This window comes from Gymnodinialimonas sp. (genome assembly GCF_059726805.1).
Map to the genome: position 1 here is coordinate 3,320,587 of NZ_AP041059.1, position 18,249 is coordinate 3,338,835.

Here is an 18,249-nt window from a genome sequence, read left to right on the forward strand (position 1 = left end):
ATGGAAAAAGGGCAGGCAACGTTGCCGCCGCCTGCCCCTAAAGATCGCTATAGGATCAAGCGTTCAGCGGAATTCACCGGCCAGCGCTTCCACCAGCTCCAGGCCGTCTGCGGTGATGAAACCGGGGCCGGAGTTGATGTTGTTGCCCGGCAGCACGCCGTACCGGTGATAGTTGGTCAGCACGACAACCGGCAGGTAGGCCTGCAGGAAGGGCTGCTGGTCGATGCCCCACTCGATCACGCCGTCGCGGATGCCCGCCACGATGTTCTCGCCCAAGTCAAACGTGCCGAAGTAGATGTCGCCCGCAAGGCCCATCTCTTCCAGCGCCAGGATCGTCGGGTCAGCCGAGGTCGGGCCGAGGGTCAGGATGCCGTCGGTCTCGGGGTTGGCCGTCAGATAGGCGATCACCCGGTTCTGGATCTCGGCCGGGTCCTGGCCCGCGTCGATCATGCTGTCGCCCAGATCCACACCCAGACCGTCGGCAAAGCCCGAGCACCGCTCGGCCACGACGGGGTTGGAGATCACGTGGTTCACGCAGAGGAAGCTGGTCACACCGTCGCCTGCCGCGCGCTGACCGGCGGCGAAGCCCGCATCATACTCGGGCTGACCCACGTACATCAAAGCGCCCACTTCGCGGGCCTGCTCGGGCGTGCCGGAGTTCATGATGATCACGTCGATGCCTGCGTCCACGGCAGCCTGGATGCTGTCGGACAGAACGGCAGGGTCGGCCAGCGTGGTGATGATGCCGTTGGGGCCGGAGGCCGCCGCCTGCTCGATCAGACGCGCCATGTCGGCGATGTCACCGGTGGGCGGGTTGCGATACTCGACTTCCACATCCATCTGCTCACCGGCCAGCGCCAGAGCGTTGCGGATCGTGTTCCACCAGCTGTCACTGTCGGGCGCGTGGCTGACCAGCACATAGCGCTCGCCACCGATGTGGCCGTCGGCGTTCACCGCCGTGGCGCCCATCAGAGCGACGGCGGAGACGGCCAATGTTTTGAAAAATGCGTTCATAGTTTCCTCCCAAAAGGTCTTGGGCGAGTCGTATGGCACGAAACCACGCTCGCCTTGGCCAAAACCGTAGCCGCGATTCGACTCTTTTGCAACCGGTTGCAAAAATTGCAACGGGACCTCAGGATGGCCCTTGGCTTACAAGCGATGTATCACCCGGGCAGCAAGGAAAGACGGTTGAAATGGCAGTTACCCTGAAGGATGTGGCGACGCGCGCGGGCGTCTCGACCTCTGCGGTATCGCGGACATTTACCGAAGGCGCCTCTGTCTCGCCGAAGACCCGCGCCAAGGTGGAACGGGCCGCCGACGACCTGGGCTATTCGCCCAACGCGCTGGCCTCGTCCCTGACGACCGGGCGCACGAAACTGATCGGCCTCGTCTCCAACAACTTCCATAACCCCTTGTTTCTAGAGGTGTTTGACCGTTTCACCCGCGGCCTTCAGGACCGCGGCCTGCGCCCCCTTCTGGTCAACCTCAGCGACGAAACAGATCCGATCGGCTCGGTCCGGATGATGCGCCAATACTCCGTCGATGGCGCCATTGTCGCCTCCTCCACCCTGCCCCCCAGCTTCGCCGAGGCCTACCGCGCGGCGGGCATTCCCGTCGTCCATTCCTTTGGCCGCTACACCACCGCCCCGCAGGTCCACGTCGTGGGCATCGACAACGTCGCCTGTGGCCGAATGGCCGGAGAGGCCCTGATATCAAGGGGTTACAAGCGCGTCGCCTTCCTGGGCGGGCCGGAAAACGCCACCTCCACCCAGGACCGCGCCCTTGGCTTCCTCGGCGCGTTGCACGAACACCCCGAGGTCGAGGTCTCCGTCAGCTACGCCTCCGCCTATTCCTTCGATGCAGGCCGGGTCGAGATGACCAAACGCCTGATGGAGGACCCAGCAGAGGCGTATTTCTGCGGCGATGACGTCCTGTCCGTCGGCGCCCTATCCGCCGTGCAAGAGGCCGGGCTGTCGGTGCCGGGCGACATCGGGATCATCGGGCTGAACGACATGCAGATGTCGGCGTGGCAGAACATCAACCTGACCACAATCCGCCAGCCCGTCGCCGAGATCATCGGCGCCTCCATCGACCTGGTGATTGGCACGGTCGAAGACCCGGCCCGCCACCCCGAGACGCGGCTTTTCCCGTGCCGGGTGATCGAGCGGGGCACGCTGCGCGCGCTGCCCGAGTAAACGCACAGAACGAACGGCTTCGCCTGCGTTCTGTGCGCACATTGCGTATGTACAGGTTGTGTACACCCCAGTGTACGGGTTGTGTACAGCCCCTATCGGAACATTGGGGGCCGCGCGTCGACCCATTTTCCGCGCTCTTTCGCCGAGGCGACAGCCGCATAAACCGCCGCCATCGACCGCACCCCATCCGCCGCTTTCGGCAGGTTGTCCGAGGACCCGCCCCGGATCGCAGCGGCCAGATCCACGTAGATATTGGCAACCGCCAGCGGGAAGCCCTCAGGGTGTGCAATCGCGACCCGCGACAGGCGCGTGGCCTCATCGGAAAGGCCCGCTTCGCCCTTCTCCATGATCTGCGTGCGCCCGCCCACGGGCGTGTAGAAAACCTGGTTCGGCTGCTCGCTCGCCCAGCGGAATCCGCCAGTCTCTCCAAACACTTGGATGTCAAACCCGTGCTGACGGCCGATCGCCACAGAGGACGTCCAAAGCCGCCCCACGGTGCCGTTTTCCATGCGGAAATTAACCATGGCGTCGTCTTCAAGCACGCGGCTGTCGATAGCGCTGGCGAAGTCAGCGGAGAGTTCCCGCACCTCGTCGCCCGCAATGAAACTCGCCATATGCAGCGCGTGGATCCCGCAATCCGCGAACTGCCCGGAAACCCCAGCCATTTCAGGGTCATAGCGCCAGCGGACCCGCGGATTATCCGCATCAGCCGCGTCCCCGTGGTGCCCATGAGAGAAGTTCGTGACCACCAACCGCACCTTCCCAATGTCACCCGCCGCCACCATATGGCGCATCTCTCGCACCATCGGATAGGCCGAGTAGCAATAGTTAACGGCGCAGATTTTCCCTGCCTTTTCCGCGACTTGGACGATCTCTTCCCCCTGCTCTACGGTCATCGTCATGGGCTTTTCGCAGAGCACATGGAAGCCCGCCTCAAGGAAGGCTTTGGTGATCTCAAAGTGCGTGGAATTCGGCGTCGCCACCGTCACCAGATCCACGCGGTCCTCCCGCGCGCTTTCCGCCGCCAGCATCTCGCGCCAGTCGCCATAGGCGCGATCCGGCGAAACACCCAACGATTCCGCATACTTACGGCCCCGCTCCGCATCGTGATCCAAGGCCCCAGCCGCCAGCACGAAGTTCCCATCCGCCTGCGCCCCCAACCGGTGCGCCGGCCCGATCTGAGAGCCCTCGCCGCCCCCAATCATGCCCCATTTCAGCTTCGTCATCGCGTCACGCCTTCAATTAAAGCCAATAGATTCAAGGTATTCACGGTTCGCTCTCGCGTCGTCGAGCGGGCGAACATCCAAAAGCGGATCACAATCCTGCTCCACCGTGCACCAGCCTTCAAATCCGGCGTCCAAAAGGACCTGCCGCACGGCGGTGAAATCAACGTTGCCCTGCCCCAGGTTACAGAAAATCCCTTGCCCGCAGGCTGTGTAGAAGTCTGTGGATTTCTCGATCACATCAGCTTTAACGACCGGGTCGATGTCTTTGAAATGCATGTAGGAAATGCGATCCATGTGCCGCTTCATGAAGGCTACGGGGTCGAAGCCAGCATAGGAATGATGGCCCGTGTCGAAGCAGATTTTAAGAATATCTTCAGACACTTCCTCTAGAAGACGTTCTAACTCAGGCTCAAAGTCCATGAACCCCGCCGCATGGGCGTGAATCCCGACGGTCAGGCCATATTCCTCTGCGCCCATCTTTGCGATGGCCGCGATCCGGTCGCGGTAGGCGGACCACTCCGCTTGACCCATTTGCTCCGCTGCGGCAGCGCGTCCCGCCGTAGGCGCCCGACGAGGGGAAATAGAGTCAATTAAAACAAGATGTTGCGCCCCATGCGATGTCAGCGCTTTGCACGTCCGCACCGCCCCATCCATGACGTCATCCCACGCGTCCCGGTCATGGAATGGGCGAAACACGACACCGCCGATCAGCTCCAGATCATGGGCGCTTAACGCATCACCCAGAAGCGCTGGATCTTCTGGCATGAAACCCACGGGTCCAAGCTCGATGCCCTTATAACCCGCAGCCGCGCAGTCGGCCAAAACCGATTGCCACGTCGGATTTCGCGGATCGTCCGCGAATTCCACTCCCCAGGAGCAGGGCGCGTTGCCGATACGAATTGTCATGAAATTCCCTTTCAATCCAGAGGGATAGAAGTCCAGCCGCCGGTGTCGGCGGCAGTGAAGGCGGTATCGATGATGCAGCTTACCTCAAGCCCCTCACGGAACGTCGGCCAGACGGGCTTTCCGTTTTCAATGGCGCGCAGAAAGTCGCGCGCCTCGATGATGATCTGGTCCTGGTAACCCGTGCCGTGACCCGGTCCCTGGCAGAACGGCAGGTAATCCGGATGCTCGGGCCCAGTCAGAATCCTGGTAAACCCACGTGTGGCCTCCGGCCCTTCAGCGCGGTAGAGGTGGACGGCGTTCTGATCCTCTTGATCGAACCGGATCGCGCCTTTTGTGCCATGTATTTCATAGGCATAGCCCATTTTCCGCCCGGTCGCCGTGCGGCTGAAATAGAGGTGTCCCAAGGCGCCATTCGCGAAGCGCACCATCATTTGGGCGTGGTCATCGTTGTCCACGGCCACGCCGCCGCGGGTTTTATGAACCGTCTCGATCGACGCTGAAATCTCTGCCATGGGGCCCATCAAAGCCAACGCGCAGTTGATCATATGCGGCGCGAGATCGCCCATGCAGCCATTCGCCCGACCCGTCGTCCGCCAATTGGCAGGTTCATCCGGGTCGGCCAGAAAGTCTTCTGTGTGCTCGCCGCGGAACCACGTCACATCGCCAATCGCGCCTTCCGCCAGCAGCTGTCGAACGAACTGAGTCGCCGGCGTGCGCACGTAATTAAACCCGATCATATTGGCCAGGCCCGAGGCCTCGGCCGCCGCAACCATTGCCTGCGCGTCTTCCAGAGACGCCCCAAGGGGTTTCTCGCAAAACACTGGCTTTCCGGCAGAAAATGCGGCTTCCGCAATGGCGCGGTGGGTCGTTTGTGGTGAAGCGATCACCACAGCCTCCACCCTCGGGTCCGCGACCAAAGCGCGCCAATCGCCGGTGGCTCGCGCGAATCCGTAGGCGGCGCGATAGCGTTCTGCCGAGGCGTCGCTGGACGCCGCCACCATCTCAAGCCGAGGGCGCAGGGCGGTGTCGAACACCGCGCCGACGGCCGCCATGGCGACCGCGTGGGCCTTGCCCATATAGCCGCCGCCGACCAGACCAATGCCGATCTCTGTCATGGCAAACCCTCCCTTGCTCAATCATGTTGCAACCGGTTGCAAAACACGTATCCTGAGGGCGACTGCTTCGCAATATCCAATCTGAGCGGCGCCAGATCTGCGCCGCACCGGGGAATGACCATGACCGAACCGAATGCCACCCTCCGGCTGACCGTGGCCCAGGCCATTGTGCGCTACCTGATGAACCAGTTCATCGAGATTGACGGCATCGAGACGCGCATTTGCGGCGGGGGTTTCGGGATTTTCGGGCACGGGAACGTGCCGTGCCTGGGCGAGGCACTCTATCCAGTGCAGGATGATTTGCCACTTTATCGCGGACAAAATGAGCAAAGCATGGGGTTCGCCGCCGCGGCCTATGCCAAGTATCACCTGCGCCGCCGCTTCATGTTTTGCACCGCCTCTGCCGGGCCAGGCACGGCGAACCTGCTGACCGCTTCGGCCCTCGCCCATGCCAACCGGTTACCGATGTTGATGCTCTGCGGCGACACCTTTCTAACCCGCCTGCCCGACCCGGTTCTGCAACAGCTGGAGCATTTCGGAAACCCGACCCTGGGCGTTAACGATGCGTTCAAATCGGTCACGCGCTATTGGGATCGGATCACGCATCCCGCTCAAATCATTCAGTCTTTACCCGCCGCCTTGGCTACCATGCTGGACCCCGCCGACTGCGGTCCTACCTTCCTTGGGTTGCCGCAGGACGTGCAAGGGTGGGCCTACGATTACCCCGAAAGCTTCTTTACCCGCCGTGTCCATCGCATCAGGCGGCAGGCGCCGGACCTCGCCGAAATCACCGAGGCCGCGGCTCTTTTGTCGTCGGCGAAGCGCCCGATAATCATTGCGGGCGGTGGCGTACAGTACGCGGGCGCCGTGGCGGAGCTGACCCAACTCGCGCAGGCACACAATATACCTGTCGTCGAAACCATCGCCGGGCGCGCGAACATGCTGGCCGATGAGGCGCTCAACATCGGGCCACTCGGGGTCACGGGGTCGGACTCGGCCAACACCATTGCCGCGGAAGCTGACGTCATTCTAGCAGTGGGAACACGTCTGCAGGATTTCACTACCGGGTCTTGGACTGCTTTCGCCAAAGACGCGCGGATCATCGGGATGAACGTGGGCCGCCACGACGCGGCCAAGCACCATTCAATGCCCGTCGTCGGTTGCGCGAAACTGAGCCTCCCGGCGCTTTCAGAGGCAATGGAAGGGTACAAAGCGCCCGCAGTCTGGACAGCAAAGGCGCAAGAAGAGCGCTCCAAGTGGGACGCCTATGTCGCCGGTAACGTGGCCGTCGGGAATCGGCCAAATTCCTACGCTCAGGCAATTGGCGTCGTGAACGCCTTGTGTGGCAAACGCGACCGGATTGTGACCGCCGCCGGTGGCCTTCCCGCCGAGGTGACGGCCAACTGGCGGACGTTGGACGTGGGCACCGTGGACGTGGAGTTCGGCTTCTCCTGCATGGGCTATGAGATCGCCGGGGGATGGGGCGCGCGGATTGCACAATCCGAACGTGAGCCCACAGAGGATACCATCGTTTTTGTGGGAGACGGCAGTTACCTCTTGATGAATTCCGATATCTATTCAAGCGTGCTGACGCAGAAGAAACTGATCGTTCTGGTCCTGGACAACGGCGGTTTCGCGGTCATCAACAAGCTGCAAAACAACACCGGAAACGAGAGTTTCAACAACCTGATCGCCGATTGCCCCACGGTGCCCGAGCCGTTCACCGTAGATTTTGAGGCCCATGCCCGCGCCATGGGCGCGGCGGTGGAAACAGTTTCTAACGCCACCGATCTCGCCGACGCATTCAAGCGCGCCAAGGCCGCGGCCAAAACCTCGGTGATCGTGATGAAAGTCGACCCCTATGAGGGATGGACGACCGAGGGACATACCTGGTGGGAGGTCGGCACGGCAGAGGTGTCGGACAACGCGAATGTCCGCGAAAAACATGCGGAGTGGGAAGCGGACCGGGTCAAGCAGCGGCAGGGCGTGTGATGCACTTCAGCGGCAAGAACTTCCTGATCATCGGGCGCGCCGGGATGGACATGTATCCCGATCCGCCGGGCACGAAAACCGAGGACGCGGCGCAGTTTTTCACCTGCCTCGGCGGGTCGTCCGCCAATATCGGCGTTGCGATCACCAAGCTGGGGGGGCAGGCGGCGTTGGTGACCCGAGTCGCCGACGATGCGATTGGGCGGTTTTGTTGTAACCAGCTCGACCACTATGGCATCGACCGGACCCATGTTCACGCCGAGGGCGGCGAGGCGCGGAACTCGCTCGCCGTTGTTGAGACCCGGATCGAAGACCACCAATCGGTCATCTACCGCAACGGCGCCGCCGATTTCGAGATGACTATCGCGGACGTCGAGGCCGTGGACTATTCAGCGTTCGACGCCTTGATCACCACCGGCACGGTCTTCGCGGCGGAGCCGTCACGCAGCGCGGCGTTTCGGGCCTTCGAGCTGGCCAAAGCCGCAGGATTGCCGTTGATCTTCGACGTGGATTATCGCCCCTACTCCTGGCCCTCTGCCGAGGTTGCGGCCGACGTCTATTCGCGCGCGGGCGGGTTGTGTGACGTCATCGTCGGCAACGATGTGGAGTTCGGGTTTATGGCGGGCGACTATGATCAAGGCCTTGAAAAAGCGCGCGATTTGATTGCCAACGGTGCAACGATTGCGGTCTATAAAATGGGCGAAGAGGGCGCCGTCACGATCACCGCCGATGCAGAAGTGCGCACCGGGATCTACCGGACGGATGCCCTGAAACCGACGGGCGCAGGCGATAGCTTCATGGGCGGATTCGTCTCTGGCCTGGCCGATGGGTTGTCTGTCTCGGACGCTGTGCTGCAGGGCTCGGCCGCTGCCGCGATGGTCGTGGCGCGCGTTGGCTGCGCCCCCGCGATGCCAACCCGGACCGAGCTTGACACCTTCATGAACGACCACCCCGGGCCGACCGCCCCCAGCGCGCTGGCCTGAAAGGACGACACCACCATGCATATCCCCCCCTTTGACAACCAGAACAAAGCCATTGTGGACGTGGGGGATGCGCATGTCCCCCTCACGTACTTCAATATCGTAAAACTGAAAGCGGGCGAGAGTTTTGACTATCGCTTGCGGGGCTATGAAACCTGCATCGTGCCTGCGACTGGCACCGTCACGGTTGAGGTCGGAGGAGAGACCTTTGCCGACATCGGCAACCGGGGGGCAGACGTCTGGGACGGCGACCCGGAAGGGGTTTACGTGCCGACAAATACAGGCGCGCGCATGACGGCGCGGACAGATGCCGAGGTCTTCGTCGCGGGGGCGCAGTTCGCCGAAACGCTGACCCCTTTCGCGGTCCGTTCGGCCGACCTGGACCTGGTACAATACGGGTCTGACGATACGAAAACCCATCGCAAGATCAAACACATCCTGGGTGCCGGCCACCACGACCGCGTAGGCCGCCTGCTGGTAAGCGAGTTGTTTACCGTCGGTGCCGGCGGCTGGTCTGGCTTCCCCTCACACAAGCATGACACGGACCGTTTGCCGGATGAGACCCGCCACGATGAATGCTACAACTTCCGGTTCAAGCCGGACTATGGATCCGGCCTGCAGATGCTGCAGCGCGTGGATAATGAGCCCGGGGATGCCTACCATATCGTGAATGGTTCTACAGTGCTGATCGACAAGGGATACCACCCCTGCTGTGCTCTGCCGGGGTACGAAATGTACTACTTTACGATCCTCGGGGGGCTGTCACAGCGCAGTCTGAAACAATACTTCCAACCCACCCATGCTGAGCAGTTGCACACGATCCCGGGCATCATGGACATGGTGGCGAAGTTCAAATGACGCTCGCCACACTTGCGGACGTGCTGCGCCCGGCGATGGCGGGCGGATATGCCGTACCAGGCCTCGTTTGTCTGGGATGGGAAGACATGCGGGCCTTCGCCATGGCGGCGGAGGCCGAAGGCGCGCCGGTTATTCTGCAGGCAGGGCCTTCGTGCCGCGAACATACGCCGCTGCCGATTTTGGGTAAGATGTTCAGACACTTGGCCGATAGCGTCTCGGTTCCCGTCGTGGCCCATCTGGACCATGGCTACACAATGGACGAGTGCAAGGCCGCGCTCGATTCGGGGTTCACGTCCTTGATGTTCGACGGCTCCCGGCTGCCGCTGGACGACAATATTGCGCAGACCCGCGCGGTCGTGGAATTGGCCCATGGCGCCGGGATCTCGGCGGAGGGCGAGATCGGCTTTGTCGGATACTCCGGCGGCGAAGATAGTGCGGGCACGGACCCAGCAGATGCCGCGCGCTTCGCGCAAGAAACCGGCGTCGATGCCATGGCGATCAGCGTCGGCAATGTGCATCTGCAACAGGATCACGAGGGCGGTCTGGACGAGGCGCGCATTCGCGCGATCGAGGCCGTTACCGATGTGCCGCTGGTCATCCACGGCGGGTCAGGCGTGCCGCTGGCACAGCGCATGGCCCTGGCGACGGGCTCGAATATCTGCAAGTTCAACATCGGGACGGAGCTGCGCATGGCATTTGGAACGGCGCTACGCGAGGCGGTGAACGCTGATGCGGCGCGGTTTGACCGGGTGCAGATATTGCGGGACACACATGAGCCGGTGCTCAAGGCCGCCCGCACGGTGTTTCGCGGGATGAATGCGCAAGGCAAAGGGGTGAGTGATGCTTAGGATTGGGCTTCTGGGGTGCGGGCGGATCGGACAAGTCCACGCCCGCACCGTCAAAGGGTTGGACAACGCCAAGATCGTTGCCGTTTCCGATGCGATGCCCGCCGCCGCAGAGGCCTTGGCAGCCCGCCTGGGCGCGGAGTTGCGGGACACGGACGCGATCCTTTCAGCGCCCGACATCGATGCCGTTGTCATTGGCACGCCGACCTCAACGCATTTCGACCAAATCCAAGCGGCGGCAAAGGGTTCCAAGGCGATCTTCTGTGAAAAACCTGTGGATATGTCTGTGGATAACATCCGGGCGTTGATGGACGTGACGGCGAAGGCAGAGGTTCCTTTTTTCACCGCCTTCAACCGCCGGTTTGATCCCAACTTCGCCGCCCTTCAGGCACGTCTTCGCGCAGGCGAAATCGGCGCGGTGGAACTGATCCAGATCACATCGCGAGACCCCTCTCCACCGCCGATTGGCTATATCAAGACCTCGGGCGGGTTGTTCCGGGACATGATGATCCACGACTTTGACATGGCGCGGTTTCTGATGGGGGAGGAATTCACCACTTTGAGCGCGGTCGGGTCGTGCCTTGTCGACCCAGAGATCGGCGCGGCGGGCGATGTGGATACTGCTGCCGTCACACTGACGACCGCCTCGGGGCGCATTTGCCAGATCTCCAATTCGCGCCGATCAACCTACGGCTATGACCAGCGGATCGAGGTTCACGGGTCCCAAGGCATGCTGCGCGCGGAGAACATCTTGGAGACTTCCGTTGAGGTGGCCACTGCCGATGGCTTCCGCCGGGCGCCCACGCTGAACTTCTTTCTGGAGCGCTATGAAGCTGCTTATGCCGCTGAAATGAAGGCGTTTATCGACTTCGTGTCATCGGGCATGCCGCCAAACCCATCAATCGAAGATGGGCTTCAAGCGCAAATCATGGCGGATGCCGCGGCATTGTCGCAAGAGACAGGCCAGCCGGTGAGCCTTTAGTCCTTCTTGGGCCATTTGATGATCAGGTTCCACGCCAGGAAGCCGCCGATGCCCGCCGAAAGGTAGGCCCAGATGGTGTTGTCGTAAGACATCTCCACAAACGCCCAGGCAAAGGGCACCGCGACCAGAAGCACGCGCCGCCAGAGCGGTTGGAAAAACGGGTGGTCCGGATCGATCAGTTGCATGACCTCTCCCTGCCTCAAGCCGCGGGCGGTCGCAAGCGGTAGAGGCGCGCCATGATCAAGGGGGTCAGGTACATCGGCAGTTGGTAGCAGCCGATGAAGGGCAGCAGCCGGTCGGTGAGGTCCGGCGGCAGGGCGAGCAGGAACAGGGCGACGTTGCGATTGCCCGCAATCAGGCTGAAGGGCGCGGCGCGCGGGCCATTTGGGACCAGCGCATAGGCGAGGATTTGAAGGCCAAAATTCGCCGCGAAAACAAGGACCAACCAGCCGGCCAAGACCAGCGGGGATTGCGTGAAGACCGGGCCGATGCCTGCCATCAAGCCCACGACGATGACGGCCAAAGCGATGACCCCTGCCCCGTCGAGGCTCTGGATTTGGGCGGGTGTCGCCTTTGGCAACAGCCACGCGCGGGCCAGGAACCCCAGGCCCGTGGCCGCGAAGATGATCACGATGAGGCGCAGGCTTGTGGCCAGGACGCCGCTGGTGTCGCCAAACGAGGGGCCAAGCAGGAACAGAACCGGCAGGATGGTGAGCGGGAACAACGCCATGCCCAGGACCATGATCTGCATCGCGGGCGCCGGATCGTGGCCCACGAGGACCGAGAAGTTGGGCGAGCCGCTGATTGAGGGGGCCGAAAGCATCAGCACAATCGCCAAGGCGGCGGTGGTGGCAGAGAGGCCGAAGGCGAAGACCACGGCAAGGCCTACTAACGGCAGGACCAATTGCAGCACCAGCACCTCGGCCAGCACGCGCGGCGCGGCGCTGAGCTGCCCAACCGATCCGCGATATCCGACACGGAAGGCGGTGATGAACAGGAGCCCCGCCACCATATGCGGCAGCCAGGGGCGCATCGCTTGGGCAAGCCCCGGTAGGGCGAGCCCCGCGATCAACCCAACCACCAGCCCCCAACGCCCGTGACGGGCGCAGAAGGCAAGCACGCTCATCCGATCCCCCTATTATCCACCGGGACTGGCGCGCATCGTCTCGGGCAGCCACATGGCGAGGTCGGGGATCCAGATAAGCACAAAGCACATCAGAACCATGATCATGAACATCGGCAGGGCGGCTTTGGCGATGTAGCCCATCTCGTGCCCCGTCATGCCTTGTAGCACGAAGAGGTTGAAGCCGATGGGTGGTGTGATCTGGGCCATTTCGACGACGACGATGACGAAAATGCCGAACCAGATCAGGTCGATACCGGCCTCAACGACCATCGGTTCGACCACCGCCATGGTGAGGACAACCGAGGAAATCCCGTCGAGGAACATGCCAAGGATGATGTAGAAGACCAGGAGCATCATCAGCAATTCGAACCGCGACAGCTCCAGCGCGCCAATGCCATCGGCCAAAGCGCGCGGCAGGCCGGTGAAGCCCATGGACAGCTTCAGGAAGGCGGCACCTGCGAGGATCAGCATGATCATCGCCGACGTCCGTGTGGCACCCATGAGGCTTTCGCGGAAGCTCGTCCAGTTCAGCGAACCTTGCGAGGCCGCCAAGAGAAGCGAGCCGATGACGCCGATGGCCGCGGCTTCGGTGGCGGTCGCCGTGCCGGTGTACATGGAACCGATGACGACCATGATCAGCAGGATCACGGGGATCAGGAAGCGGGAGTTTGTCAGCTTTTCACCGAAGCTCATCGCCGTCTCCAGCGTCGGTTGCCAGCCCTTGGAGATCACGGAGTAAGCCGCGACATAGCCCATGAACATGAGCGCCAAGACGAGGCCGGGGAAGACGCCTGCAAAGAAGAGTTCCGTGATGGATTGGTTCACCGCCACGCCGTAGACGATCAGCGCCAGCGAGGGCGGGATCATCAGGCCGAGGGTGGCGGCGCCTGCCAGGGTGCCGATGACGATATGCTCGGGGTATTTGCGGGCGCGCAGTTCGGGGATGGACATCTTGCCAACGGTCGTCAGCGTGGCGGCGGAGGAGCCTGAGACAGCGGCAAAGACGGTACAACCGACGATATTGGTGTGGACGAGGCCGCCGGGCAGGCGGGCCAGCCAGGGTGAGAGGCCCCGGAACATGTCTTCGGACAGGCGGGTGCGGTAGAGGATCTCTCCCATCCAGATAAACAGTGGCAGCGCTGTGAGGGTCCAGGAGGATGACGTGGCCCAGATCGTGGTGATCATCGTGTCGCCGACGGGGCGCGTGGTGAACAACTCCATCCCCACCCAAGCCACGCCCATCAGCGCCACGCCGACCCAGACGCCGGTGCCCAGAAGGAAGAAGAGAACGAACAAAAACAAGATGATGGCATAGACTTCGGTCATCAGATCATTCCCCGAAGCTTTGATCGACGGTGTTATCGCCGATGCGGTGGTTGCCCTTGAGAAGGACGGAAATCAGGTTGTCGAGGAAGGCGATGAACAAGACGCCGCCGCCGATGACCATGACCGATTGCGGGATCCATAGGGGCGTTGCGTCTTGCGCCTGGGAGACCTCGTTGAAGCGCCAGGACCAGTAGACGAACCAGTAGGCGTAGTAGACGAAGTAGGCGATGGTGGCCGAGGCGATGGCGAAGCACCAGACTTCCAGCGCCCATTTGATGCGCGGCGGCACCGCGTTCAGCAGGATCGACACGCGGATATGGGCGCCGCCGTTCAGGGCCGCCGCGAAGGCGAGGAAGCTGGCGGCGGCCATCATGTAGCCCGCGTAGTTGGGGGCACCCGGGAAGATATCACCGGTCCAGCGGGCCACCATTTGGGCGACGATCAGCAAGAGGATCGCGATCAGGCACAGGGCGGCGGCCACACCGCAAGCGGTGTAGAGCGCGTCGAGACACTTGCGCAGGAAACCTCGGGGCTCGGATGGGGAGGACATGATGGGGCACCACCTTGCATCGCAGGGAAAGGCCGGGGCGCGGTTTGCGCGCGCGCCCCGGAGAGATCGCTTATTCAGCAGCTGCCGCCGCTTCGCGGAAGGCGTCGATGATGGCCTGGCCTTCTTCGCCTGCGGCTTCCAGCCATTCGGCCGTCATCGTCTCGCCAATGGCGCGCAGCTCGTCCATCAGCGCGTCGCCTGCGGGCTGCACGGTCATGCCACCGGCGGCGAGGCCCGCCAGCGTGAAGCCCGTGTATTCCCGCGCGCGCCAGGTGCCAGCGTATTCGGCCAGCTCAGCACAGGCGTTGATGACGTTCTGGTTGGCCTCGGACGTGGCGGCCCAGGTGTCGCCATTCACCATGATGTAGTTGCGGGGCAGCCAGGCATCGACCTCGTAGAAATGGCTGAGGCTTTCCCAGACGCGGCGGTCGTAGCCGGTGGCGCCCGAGGAGACCATGGAGGACGCCACGCCCGTGGCGAAGGCTTGGGAGATTTCCGCCGCTTCAATCGTCACCGGCAACATGCCCGTCAGCTCGGCCAGACGGTTCGTCGCGTTGTTGTAGGAGCGGAAGCGGATGCCTTCCATGTCGGCGACCGAGTTCACTTCCTGGTTGAAGTAGAGGCCTTGGGGCGGCCACGGCACGGAATAGAGAAGGTGCAGGTTCTGGCCTTCCAGAAGCTCCCGGATCGGGCCTTCTGCGGCCTGCCAGAGCATGTCGTGCTCATCGAAGGAGCCGACGAGGAAGGGGATCGAGTCAAAGCCAAACAGCGCGTCTTCGTTCTGGTGACCAGACAGCAGACGCTCCCCGATCTGGACCTGACCGGTCTGGATCGCACGCTTGATGTCTGCGCCCGCGAAGAGGGACCCGCCCGGGTGGGTCGTGATCTCAATCTCGCCGCCGGTGCCGGTGGTCACGCATTGGGCGAACTCCGCGCCCGTGACGGAATGGAAGTTGGAGCCGGAGTATGCCATCGGCATGTCCCAGGTTTCAGCAGCGGCTGGGAAGGCGACCGTTGCGGCGGCCACGCAGACCGCGATGTGAGTAAATTTCATTTGTCTTTCTCCTTGTTTCATTGGGTTTTTATTGTTCTTGCCAGCAGGTTTCATGATGCAAACCTTGCCGGATCATAAGGGGACATGTCCATGTTGGGACGCTGCCCCGTCATCAGCTGAGCGATCAGGCGGCCCGTTTTGGGGCCGCCCGTCAGGCCGATGTGATGGTGGCCGAAGCCCACGTAGACGCCCGTATTGCGGACCTGTCCGATCAGCGGCAGGCTATCGGAAGGCGCCGGACGATGGCCCTGCCATTCGACTTCTTCGCTGGCCTGCAAGTTGGGAAAAGCCTGTTTGACCTGTCGGCGCAGCAGGGCAAGGGGTGCCTTCGACGGACCGGCCTCCAGCCCGCCGAATTCGACCACGCCGGCGCACCGCAGACCCTCGGCCATCGGCGTGGCGACGAATTTGCCGGACGCGACCATGATTGGCATCTTGGGGGCGTTCTCGGCGTTCTTGTAGACGATGTGATAGCCGCGCTCTGTCTCAAGCGGGATGGTCAAGCCGAGCCGCTTCATCAGCGGCTTGGACCAAACGCCGGTTGCCAGAACGACGTCGTCGCAGGCGATCGAATCGCCTGATGTCTCGATCGCCGTGACCTTGTCGCCGGAGTAGGTGAAATCCTTCACATCCGCCTGGTGCCAATGCCCGCCGAGGGCCAGGAATTCTTCGGCGAGGGCCGCCACATAGCCGCCGGGATCGCGGATGAACCCGTGGTCTTTCATCACGGCAAGGCAACGGATGTCTGGCCCGAGGTTCGGCTCATAGTCGGCAACATCCGCGCCGTCGATCAGTTCCGGTGCGAACCCGGCCTCGCGGCGCAGGTCCCAGACGTAGCTGTCGCCCTCAAAGGCGGCGCGGTCCGAATAGCCAAAGGTGTAATCGCTTTGAGCAATCCAATCCTTCGCCCTGGTATTCGTTGCCAACGCGACGTGCTGTTCCACGCCGTCGCCCACGATATCCGTGAGCCCGCGCGCGATGCGGCGGGTGTCCGTGTCGTTTGCATGGCCGAGGTATTTCACCAACCACGGCAGCAGCTTGGGCATGTAGGACCACCGGACGAACAGCGGGAAGTTGGGGTCGAGCGACAGTTTCGGCCCCTTGCGGATCAGCCCCGGCGTCGTTACCGGCACCACCGAGCAATTCGCGATCACGCCCGCGTTGCCATAGGACGTCCCCTGCCCCGGCGCGCCGCGATCAATCAACGTCACTGCGCGCCCGGCGCGTTTGAGCCAGATCGCCGTCGAGACGCCGACAATCCCCGCGCCGATCACCACGGTCGGATGCCCGGCACTCATGCCGCCCTCCCCCGTGATCCGTCGCGTCGCACCAATGCGCTTCCTCCTGAAATCTGCCTCATCCTTGACGGTGAAAAACAATTCGTCAACAATTTGTTGACATTTTGTTGTTGAGCATGCGGACTGGACCCATGACTGAAACTGACCTCACCCATGTCGTCTCGTCCGCACATCTTGCCGACAGCGGCTTTCCCGAGCTTTCGGAATTCGAGTTCGGCCTGACGCTTTCCAACCACGCCTTCCACCGCTGGATGATGCGGGCGATGGCCCTGGCCGGGCACCCGGATATGTCGGCGCTGGATGTGCTGGTGCTGCACTCGACCCATCACCGCGGGCGGCCCAAGACACTCGCTGACATCTGCCTTGTGCTCAATGTCGAGGATACGCACACGGTCAACTACTCCGTGAAAAAGCTGCGCAAAGCGGGGCTGGTGACGGAAGGGCGCTTGGGAAAAGAGAAGACGGTGACCACAACAGACGCGGGCGCGGAGGTTTGCGCGCGGTACCGCGAGATCCGCAATACGCTGCTGCTGGAGGCCCTGGATGAGTTGGGGATCGAGCGGGATCAGGTCAGCCGGTTGAGCCGCCTGTTGCGCCTGATGGCCGGGCAATACGATCAGGCGGCGCGCGCAGCCGCGACGTATTAGGCGGGTCATGGCGCCACCTCGAAACGCGCCAGAGCGTCGTCGTTCAGATCTACACCGAGACCGGGTCCGTCGGGCAAAACGACATGTCCATCTTCCACGGGAAACGGCGTGGCCAGGATGTCTTCGGACAGGAAATAGGTGGCCTGATAGAACTCGCACCCCAGCGTGATCTCGGGCGTGGCCGCGATCATATGGGCGCCTGCCAGATGCGCCAACCCGGCCTCGAACATATCGCCCCCATAGGCCGACATGCCCCGCGCCGCTGCCATGCACGCGACGGTTTGGGCGCGGGTCAGGCCCCCGGATTTCATGATTTTGATCGACACCCCATCGGCAATGCCCGGATGCTCGGCCATATCTTCAGGGCCAAAAATGCTTTCATCGGCCAGCAGCGGCACGTCAACGGCATCGCGAATGCGCGCCATCAGGGCCCGCAGATGCGCCTTCACGGGTTGTTCAATGAACGTTGGCTTGAACGTCGCCACATCCTTGACCCGCGCCAGGGCAGTGTCGTGATGCAGGCCCTGGTTGAAGTCGACGCGGATGTCGAACTCCGGGAAATCGGCACGCAACCGTTCGAGCCGCATCATGTCAAAGGCATGATCCTTAAAGCCCGTCTTCAGCTTGATGATCCGTACGCCGTCATCGCGGAGGCGTTCCATCAGTCTGAGGTCCTTGTCAAAATCCGGGTCCGCGATCGAACAGCTGAGCGGGATCTTGTCGCGGCACTTGCCGCCCAGAAGGGCCCAAACCGGCACGCCCGCGATCCGGGCCCGCAGGTCAAAAAGCGCCGTGTCCAAGGCGGCCTTAGCCTCGGTGCAATGGGCGACAGCCGCGCGCGCGTCTTCCATGATCGCGGCGTGATCGCCCACACGCCGTCCGACAACCAGGGGCCGCAGGTAACGGTCCAAGGCGGCGTAGGTCGCCTCGACAGATCCGGTGAAAACCACCCAGGGCGAGGCTTCCCCAAACCCTTGCGTCCCACCCTCGGCCTCCAGTCGCAGCACCACGATCTCAACCGCGCCCGCGACCGAACCGATGCCGTGGTCCCGCCGCGCGTTCACAGGCAGCGACAAGTGCCGCAGCGTGAACCCGGTGATGATCTGGTCTTGGTCAGACATTCTGCTCCCCCAAAGCGTGTGTAGGGTGGCT

The 18,249-nt window shown here is 62.6% G+C and carries 18 protein-coding genes; 7 read left to right on the plus strand and 11 right to left on the minus strand.

All coding sequences use genetic code 11. The annotated features are described in order from the left end of the window. Positions 1-63 precede the first annotated feature (63 nt). Positions 64-1,014, minus strand: a complete 951-nt coding sequence (locus tag AC6I9R_RS16205; RefSeq protein ID WP_461427445.1) for a sugar ABC transporter substrate-binding protein — start codon at positions 1,012-1,014, stop codon at positions 64-66. A 179-nt stretch (positions 1,015-1,193) separates the two neighbouring features. Between AC6I9R_RS16205 and AC6I9R_RS16210 the strand changes: the two genes are divergently transcribed. Beyond that, the gene (locus AC6I9R_RS16210; protein ID WP_461427444.1) at positions 1,194-2,195 is read left to right on the plus strand and encodes a LacI family DNA-binding transcriptional regulator; all 1,002 of its coding nucleotides are present in this window, start codon (positions 1,194-1,196) and stop codon (positions 2,193-2,195) included. A 92-nt stretch (positions 2,196-2,287) separates the two neighbouring features. On the opposite strand, the gene AC6I9R_RS16215 is transcribed toward AC6I9R_RS16210, so the two are convergent. From AC6I9R_RS16215 to AC6I9R_RS16225, 3 genes are read right to left on the minus strand one after another with little or no spacing between them, the layout of a single operon-like run. Continuing rightward, a complete protein-coding gene (locus AC6I9R_RS16215; RefSeq protein ID WP_461427443.1) occupies positions 2,288-3,421 on the minus strand; it encodes a Gfo/Idh/MocA family protein in 1,134 nt (377 codons plus the stop codon). A 12-nt stretch (positions 3,422-3,433) separates the two neighbouring features. Beyond that, positions 3,434-4,327, minus strand: a complete 894-nt coding sequence (locus AC6I9R_RS16220; RefSeq protein WP_461427442.1) for a sugar phosphate isomerase/epimerase family protein — start codon at positions 4,325-4,327, stop codon at positions 3,434-3,436. An 11-nt stretch (positions 4,328-4,338) separates the two neighbouring features. Further along, positions 4,339-5,442 (minus strand): Gfo/Idh/MocA family protein, encoded by a 1,104-nt coding sequence (locus tag AC6I9R_RS16225; RefSeq protein WP_461427441.1) that lies wholly within the window; start codon positions 5,440-5,442, stop codon positions 4,339-4,341. A gap of 120 nt (positions 5,443-5,562) precedes the next feature. On the opposite strand from AC6I9R_RS16225, the gene iolD reads away from it, so the two are divergent. From iolD to iolG, 5 genes are read left to right on the plus strand one after another with little or no spacing between them, the layout of a single operon-like run. After that, positions 5,563-7,434 carry a 3D-(3,5/4)-trihydroxycyclohexane-1,2-dione acylhydrolase (decyclizing) gene (iolD, locus tag AC6I9R_RS16230; RefSeq protein ID WP_461427440.1) on the plus strand — a complete coding sequence of 624 codons (1,872 nt, stop codon included), beginning with the start codon at positions 5,563-5,565 and terminating at the stop codon, positions 7,432-7,434. Continuing rightward, a complete protein-coding gene (gene iolC / locus AC6I9R_RS16235; RefSeq protein WP_461427439.1) occupies positions 7,434-8,414 on the plus strand; it encodes a 5-dehydro-2-deoxygluconokinase in 981 nt (326 codons plus the stop codon). The genes iolD and iolC overlap by 1 nt, the downstream gene beginning before the upstream one ends. A 15-nt stretch (positions 8,415-8,429) precedes the next feature. Continuing rightward, the gene (locus AC6I9R_RS16240) at positions 8,430-9,269 is read left to right on the plus strand and encodes a 5-deoxy-glucuronate isomerase (RefSeq protein WP_461427438.1); all 840 of its coding nucleotides are present in this window, start codon (positions 8,430-8,432) and stop codon (positions 9,267-9,269) included. Continuing rightward, positions 9,266-10,117: a class II fructose-bisphosphate aldolase gene (locus AC6I9R_RS16245; RefSeq protein ID WP_461427437.1), complete on the plus strand. Its 852-nt coding sequence runs from the start codon at positions 9,266-9,268 to the stop codon at positions 10,115-10,117. Before AC6I9R_RS16240 ends, AC6I9R_RS16245 begins: the two co-directional genes overlap by 4 nt. Next, entirely contained in the window at positions 10,110-11,096 is a 987-nt protein-coding gene (gene iolG / locus AC6I9R_RS16250) for an inositol 2-dehydrogenase (RefSeq protein WP_461427436.1), read from the plus strand. Before AC6I9R_RS16245 ends, iolG begins: the two co-directional genes overlap by 8 nt. Here the strand turns inward: iolG and AC6I9R_RS16255 are convergent. From AC6I9R_RS16255 to AC6I9R_RS16280, 6 genes are all read right to left on the minus strand, one after another. Next, positions 11,093-11,281 (minus strand): hypothetical protein, encoded by a 189-nt coding sequence (locus tag AC6I9R_RS16255; RefSeq protein WP_461427435.1) that lies wholly within the window; start codon positions 11,279-11,281, stop codon positions 11,093-11,095. The genes iolG and AC6I9R_RS16255 overlap by 4 nt on opposite strands. A 14-nt stretch (positions 11,282-11,295) precedes the next feature. Beyond that, positions 11,296-12,222 carry a hypothetical protein gene (locus AC6I9R_RS16260; protein WP_461427434.1) on the minus strand — a complete coding sequence of 309 codons (927 nt, stop codon included), beginning with the start codon at positions 12,220-12,222 and terminating at the stop codon, positions 11,296-11,298. 12 nt (positions 12,223-12,234) lie between these two features. Continuing rightward, a complete protein-coding gene (locus AC6I9R_RS16265; protein WP_461427433.1) occupies positions 12,235-13,548 on the minus strand; it encodes a TRAP transporter large permease in 1,314 nt (437 codons plus the stop codon). 4 nt (positions 13,549-13,552) lie between these two features. After that, positions 13,553-14,098: a TRAP transporter small permease gene (locus AC6I9R_RS16270; protein WP_461427432.1), complete on the minus strand. Its 546-nt coding sequence runs from the start codon at positions 14,096-14,098 to the stop codon at positions 13,553-13,555. 70 nt (positions 14,099-14,168) lie between these two features. Then, positions 14,169-15,152, minus strand: coding sequence for a TRAP transporter substrate-binding protein (locus AC6I9R_RS16275; RefSeq protein WP_461427431.1), 984 nt, complete (start codon positions 15,150-15,152; stop codon positions 14,169-14,171). A 50-nt stretch (positions 15,153-15,202) separates the two neighbouring features. Beyond that, positions 15,203-16,450, minus strand: a complete 1,248-nt coding sequence (locus AC6I9R_RS16280) for an NAD(P)/FAD-dependent oxidoreductase (RefSeq protein WP_461427430.1) — start codon at positions 16,448-16,450, stop codon at positions 15,203-15,205. A gap of 131 nt (positions 16,451-16,581) precedes the next feature. On the opposite strand from AC6I9R_RS16280, the gene AC6I9R_RS16285 reads away from it, so the two are divergent. Continuing rightward, positions 16,582-17,097 (plus strand): winged helix DNA-binding protein, encoded by a 516-nt coding sequence (locus AC6I9R_RS16285; protein WP_461427429.1) that lies wholly within the window; start codon positions 16,582-16,584, stop codon positions 17,095-17,097. A 5-nt stretch (positions 17,098-17,102) separates the two neighbouring features. Here AC6I9R_RS16285 and AC6I9R_RS16290 read toward each other — a convergent pair whose 3' ends face one another. Then, complete coding sequence (locus AC6I9R_RS16290) at positions 17,103-18,218, minus strand: enolase C-terminal domain-like protein (RefSeq protein WP_461427428.1); 1,116 nt, start codon at positions 18,216-18,218, stop codon at positions 17,103-17,105. Between the last annotated feature and the right edge of the window lie 31 nt (positions 18,219-18,249).

Coding starts and splice junctions, on each gene's coding strand:
- AC6I9R_RS16205 (WP_461427445.1), bottom strand. CDS start 1,014: ATGAACGCATTTTTCAAAACATTGGCCGTCTCCGCCGTCGCTCTGATG.
- AC6I9R_RS16210 (WP_461427444.1), top strand. CDS start 1,194: ATGGCAGTTACCCTGAAGGATGTGGCGACGCGCGCGGGCGTCTCGACC.
- AC6I9R_RS16215 (WP_461427443.1), bottom strand. CDS start 3,421: ATGACGAAGCTGAAATGGGGCATGATTGGGGGCGGCGAGGGCTCTCAG.
- AC6I9R_RS16220 (WP_461427442.1), bottom strand. CDS start 4,327: ATGACAATTCGTATCGGCAACGCGCCCTGCTCCTGGGGAGTGGAATTC.
- AC6I9R_RS16225 (WP_461427441.1), bottom strand. CDS start 5,442: ATGACAGAGATCGGCATTGGTCTGGTCGGCGGCGGCTATATGGGCAAG.
- iolD (WP_461427440.1), top strand. CDS start 5,563: ATGACCGAACCGAATGCCACCCTCCGGCTGACCGTGGCCCAGGCCATT.
- iolC (WP_461427439.1), top strand. CDS start 7,434: ATGCACTTCAGCGGCAAGAACTTCCTGATCATCGGGCGCGCCGGGATG.
- AC6I9R_RS16240 (WP_461427438.1), top strand. CDS start 8,430: ATGCATATCCCCCCCTTTGACAACCAGAACAAAGCCATTGTGGACGTG.
- AC6I9R_RS16245 (WP_461427437.1), top strand. CDS start 9,266: ATGACGCTCGCCACACTTGCGGACGTGCTGCGCCCGGCGATGGCGGGC.
- iolG (WP_461427436.1), top strand. CDS start 10,110: ATGCTTAGGATTGGGCTTCTGGGGTGCGGGCGGATCGGACAAGTCCAC.
- AC6I9R_RS16255 (WP_461427435.1), bottom strand. CDS start 11,281: ATGCAACTGATCGATCCGGACCACCCGTTTTTCCAACCGCTCTGGCGG.
- AC6I9R_RS16260 (WP_461427434.1), bottom strand. CDS start 12,222: ATGAGCGTGCTTGCCTTCTGCGCCCGTCACGGGCGTTGGGGGCTGGTG.
- AC6I9R_RS16265 (WP_461427433.1), bottom strand. CDS start 13,548: ATGACCGAAGTCTATGCCATCATCTTGTTTTTGTTCGTTCTCTTCTTC.
- AC6I9R_RS16270 (WP_461427432.1), bottom strand. CDS start 14,098: ATGTCCTCCCCATCCGAGCCCCGAGGTTTCCTGCGCAAGTGTCTCGAC.
- AC6I9R_RS16275 (WP_461427431.1), bottom strand. CDS start 15,152: ATGAAATTTACTCACATCGCGGTCTGCGTGGCCGCCGCAACGGTCGCC.
- AC6I9R_RS16280 (WP_461427430.1), bottom strand. CDS start 16,450: ATGAGTGCCGGGCATCCGACCGTGGTGATCGGCGCGGGGATTGTCGGC.
- AC6I9R_RS16285 (WP_461427429.1), top strand. CDS start 16,582: ATGACTGAAACTGACCTCACCCATGTCGTCTCGTCCGCACATCTTGCC.
- AC6I9R_RS16290 (WP_461427428.1), bottom strand. CDS start 18,218: ATGTCTGACCAAGACCAGATCATCACCGGGTTCACGCTGCGGCACTTG.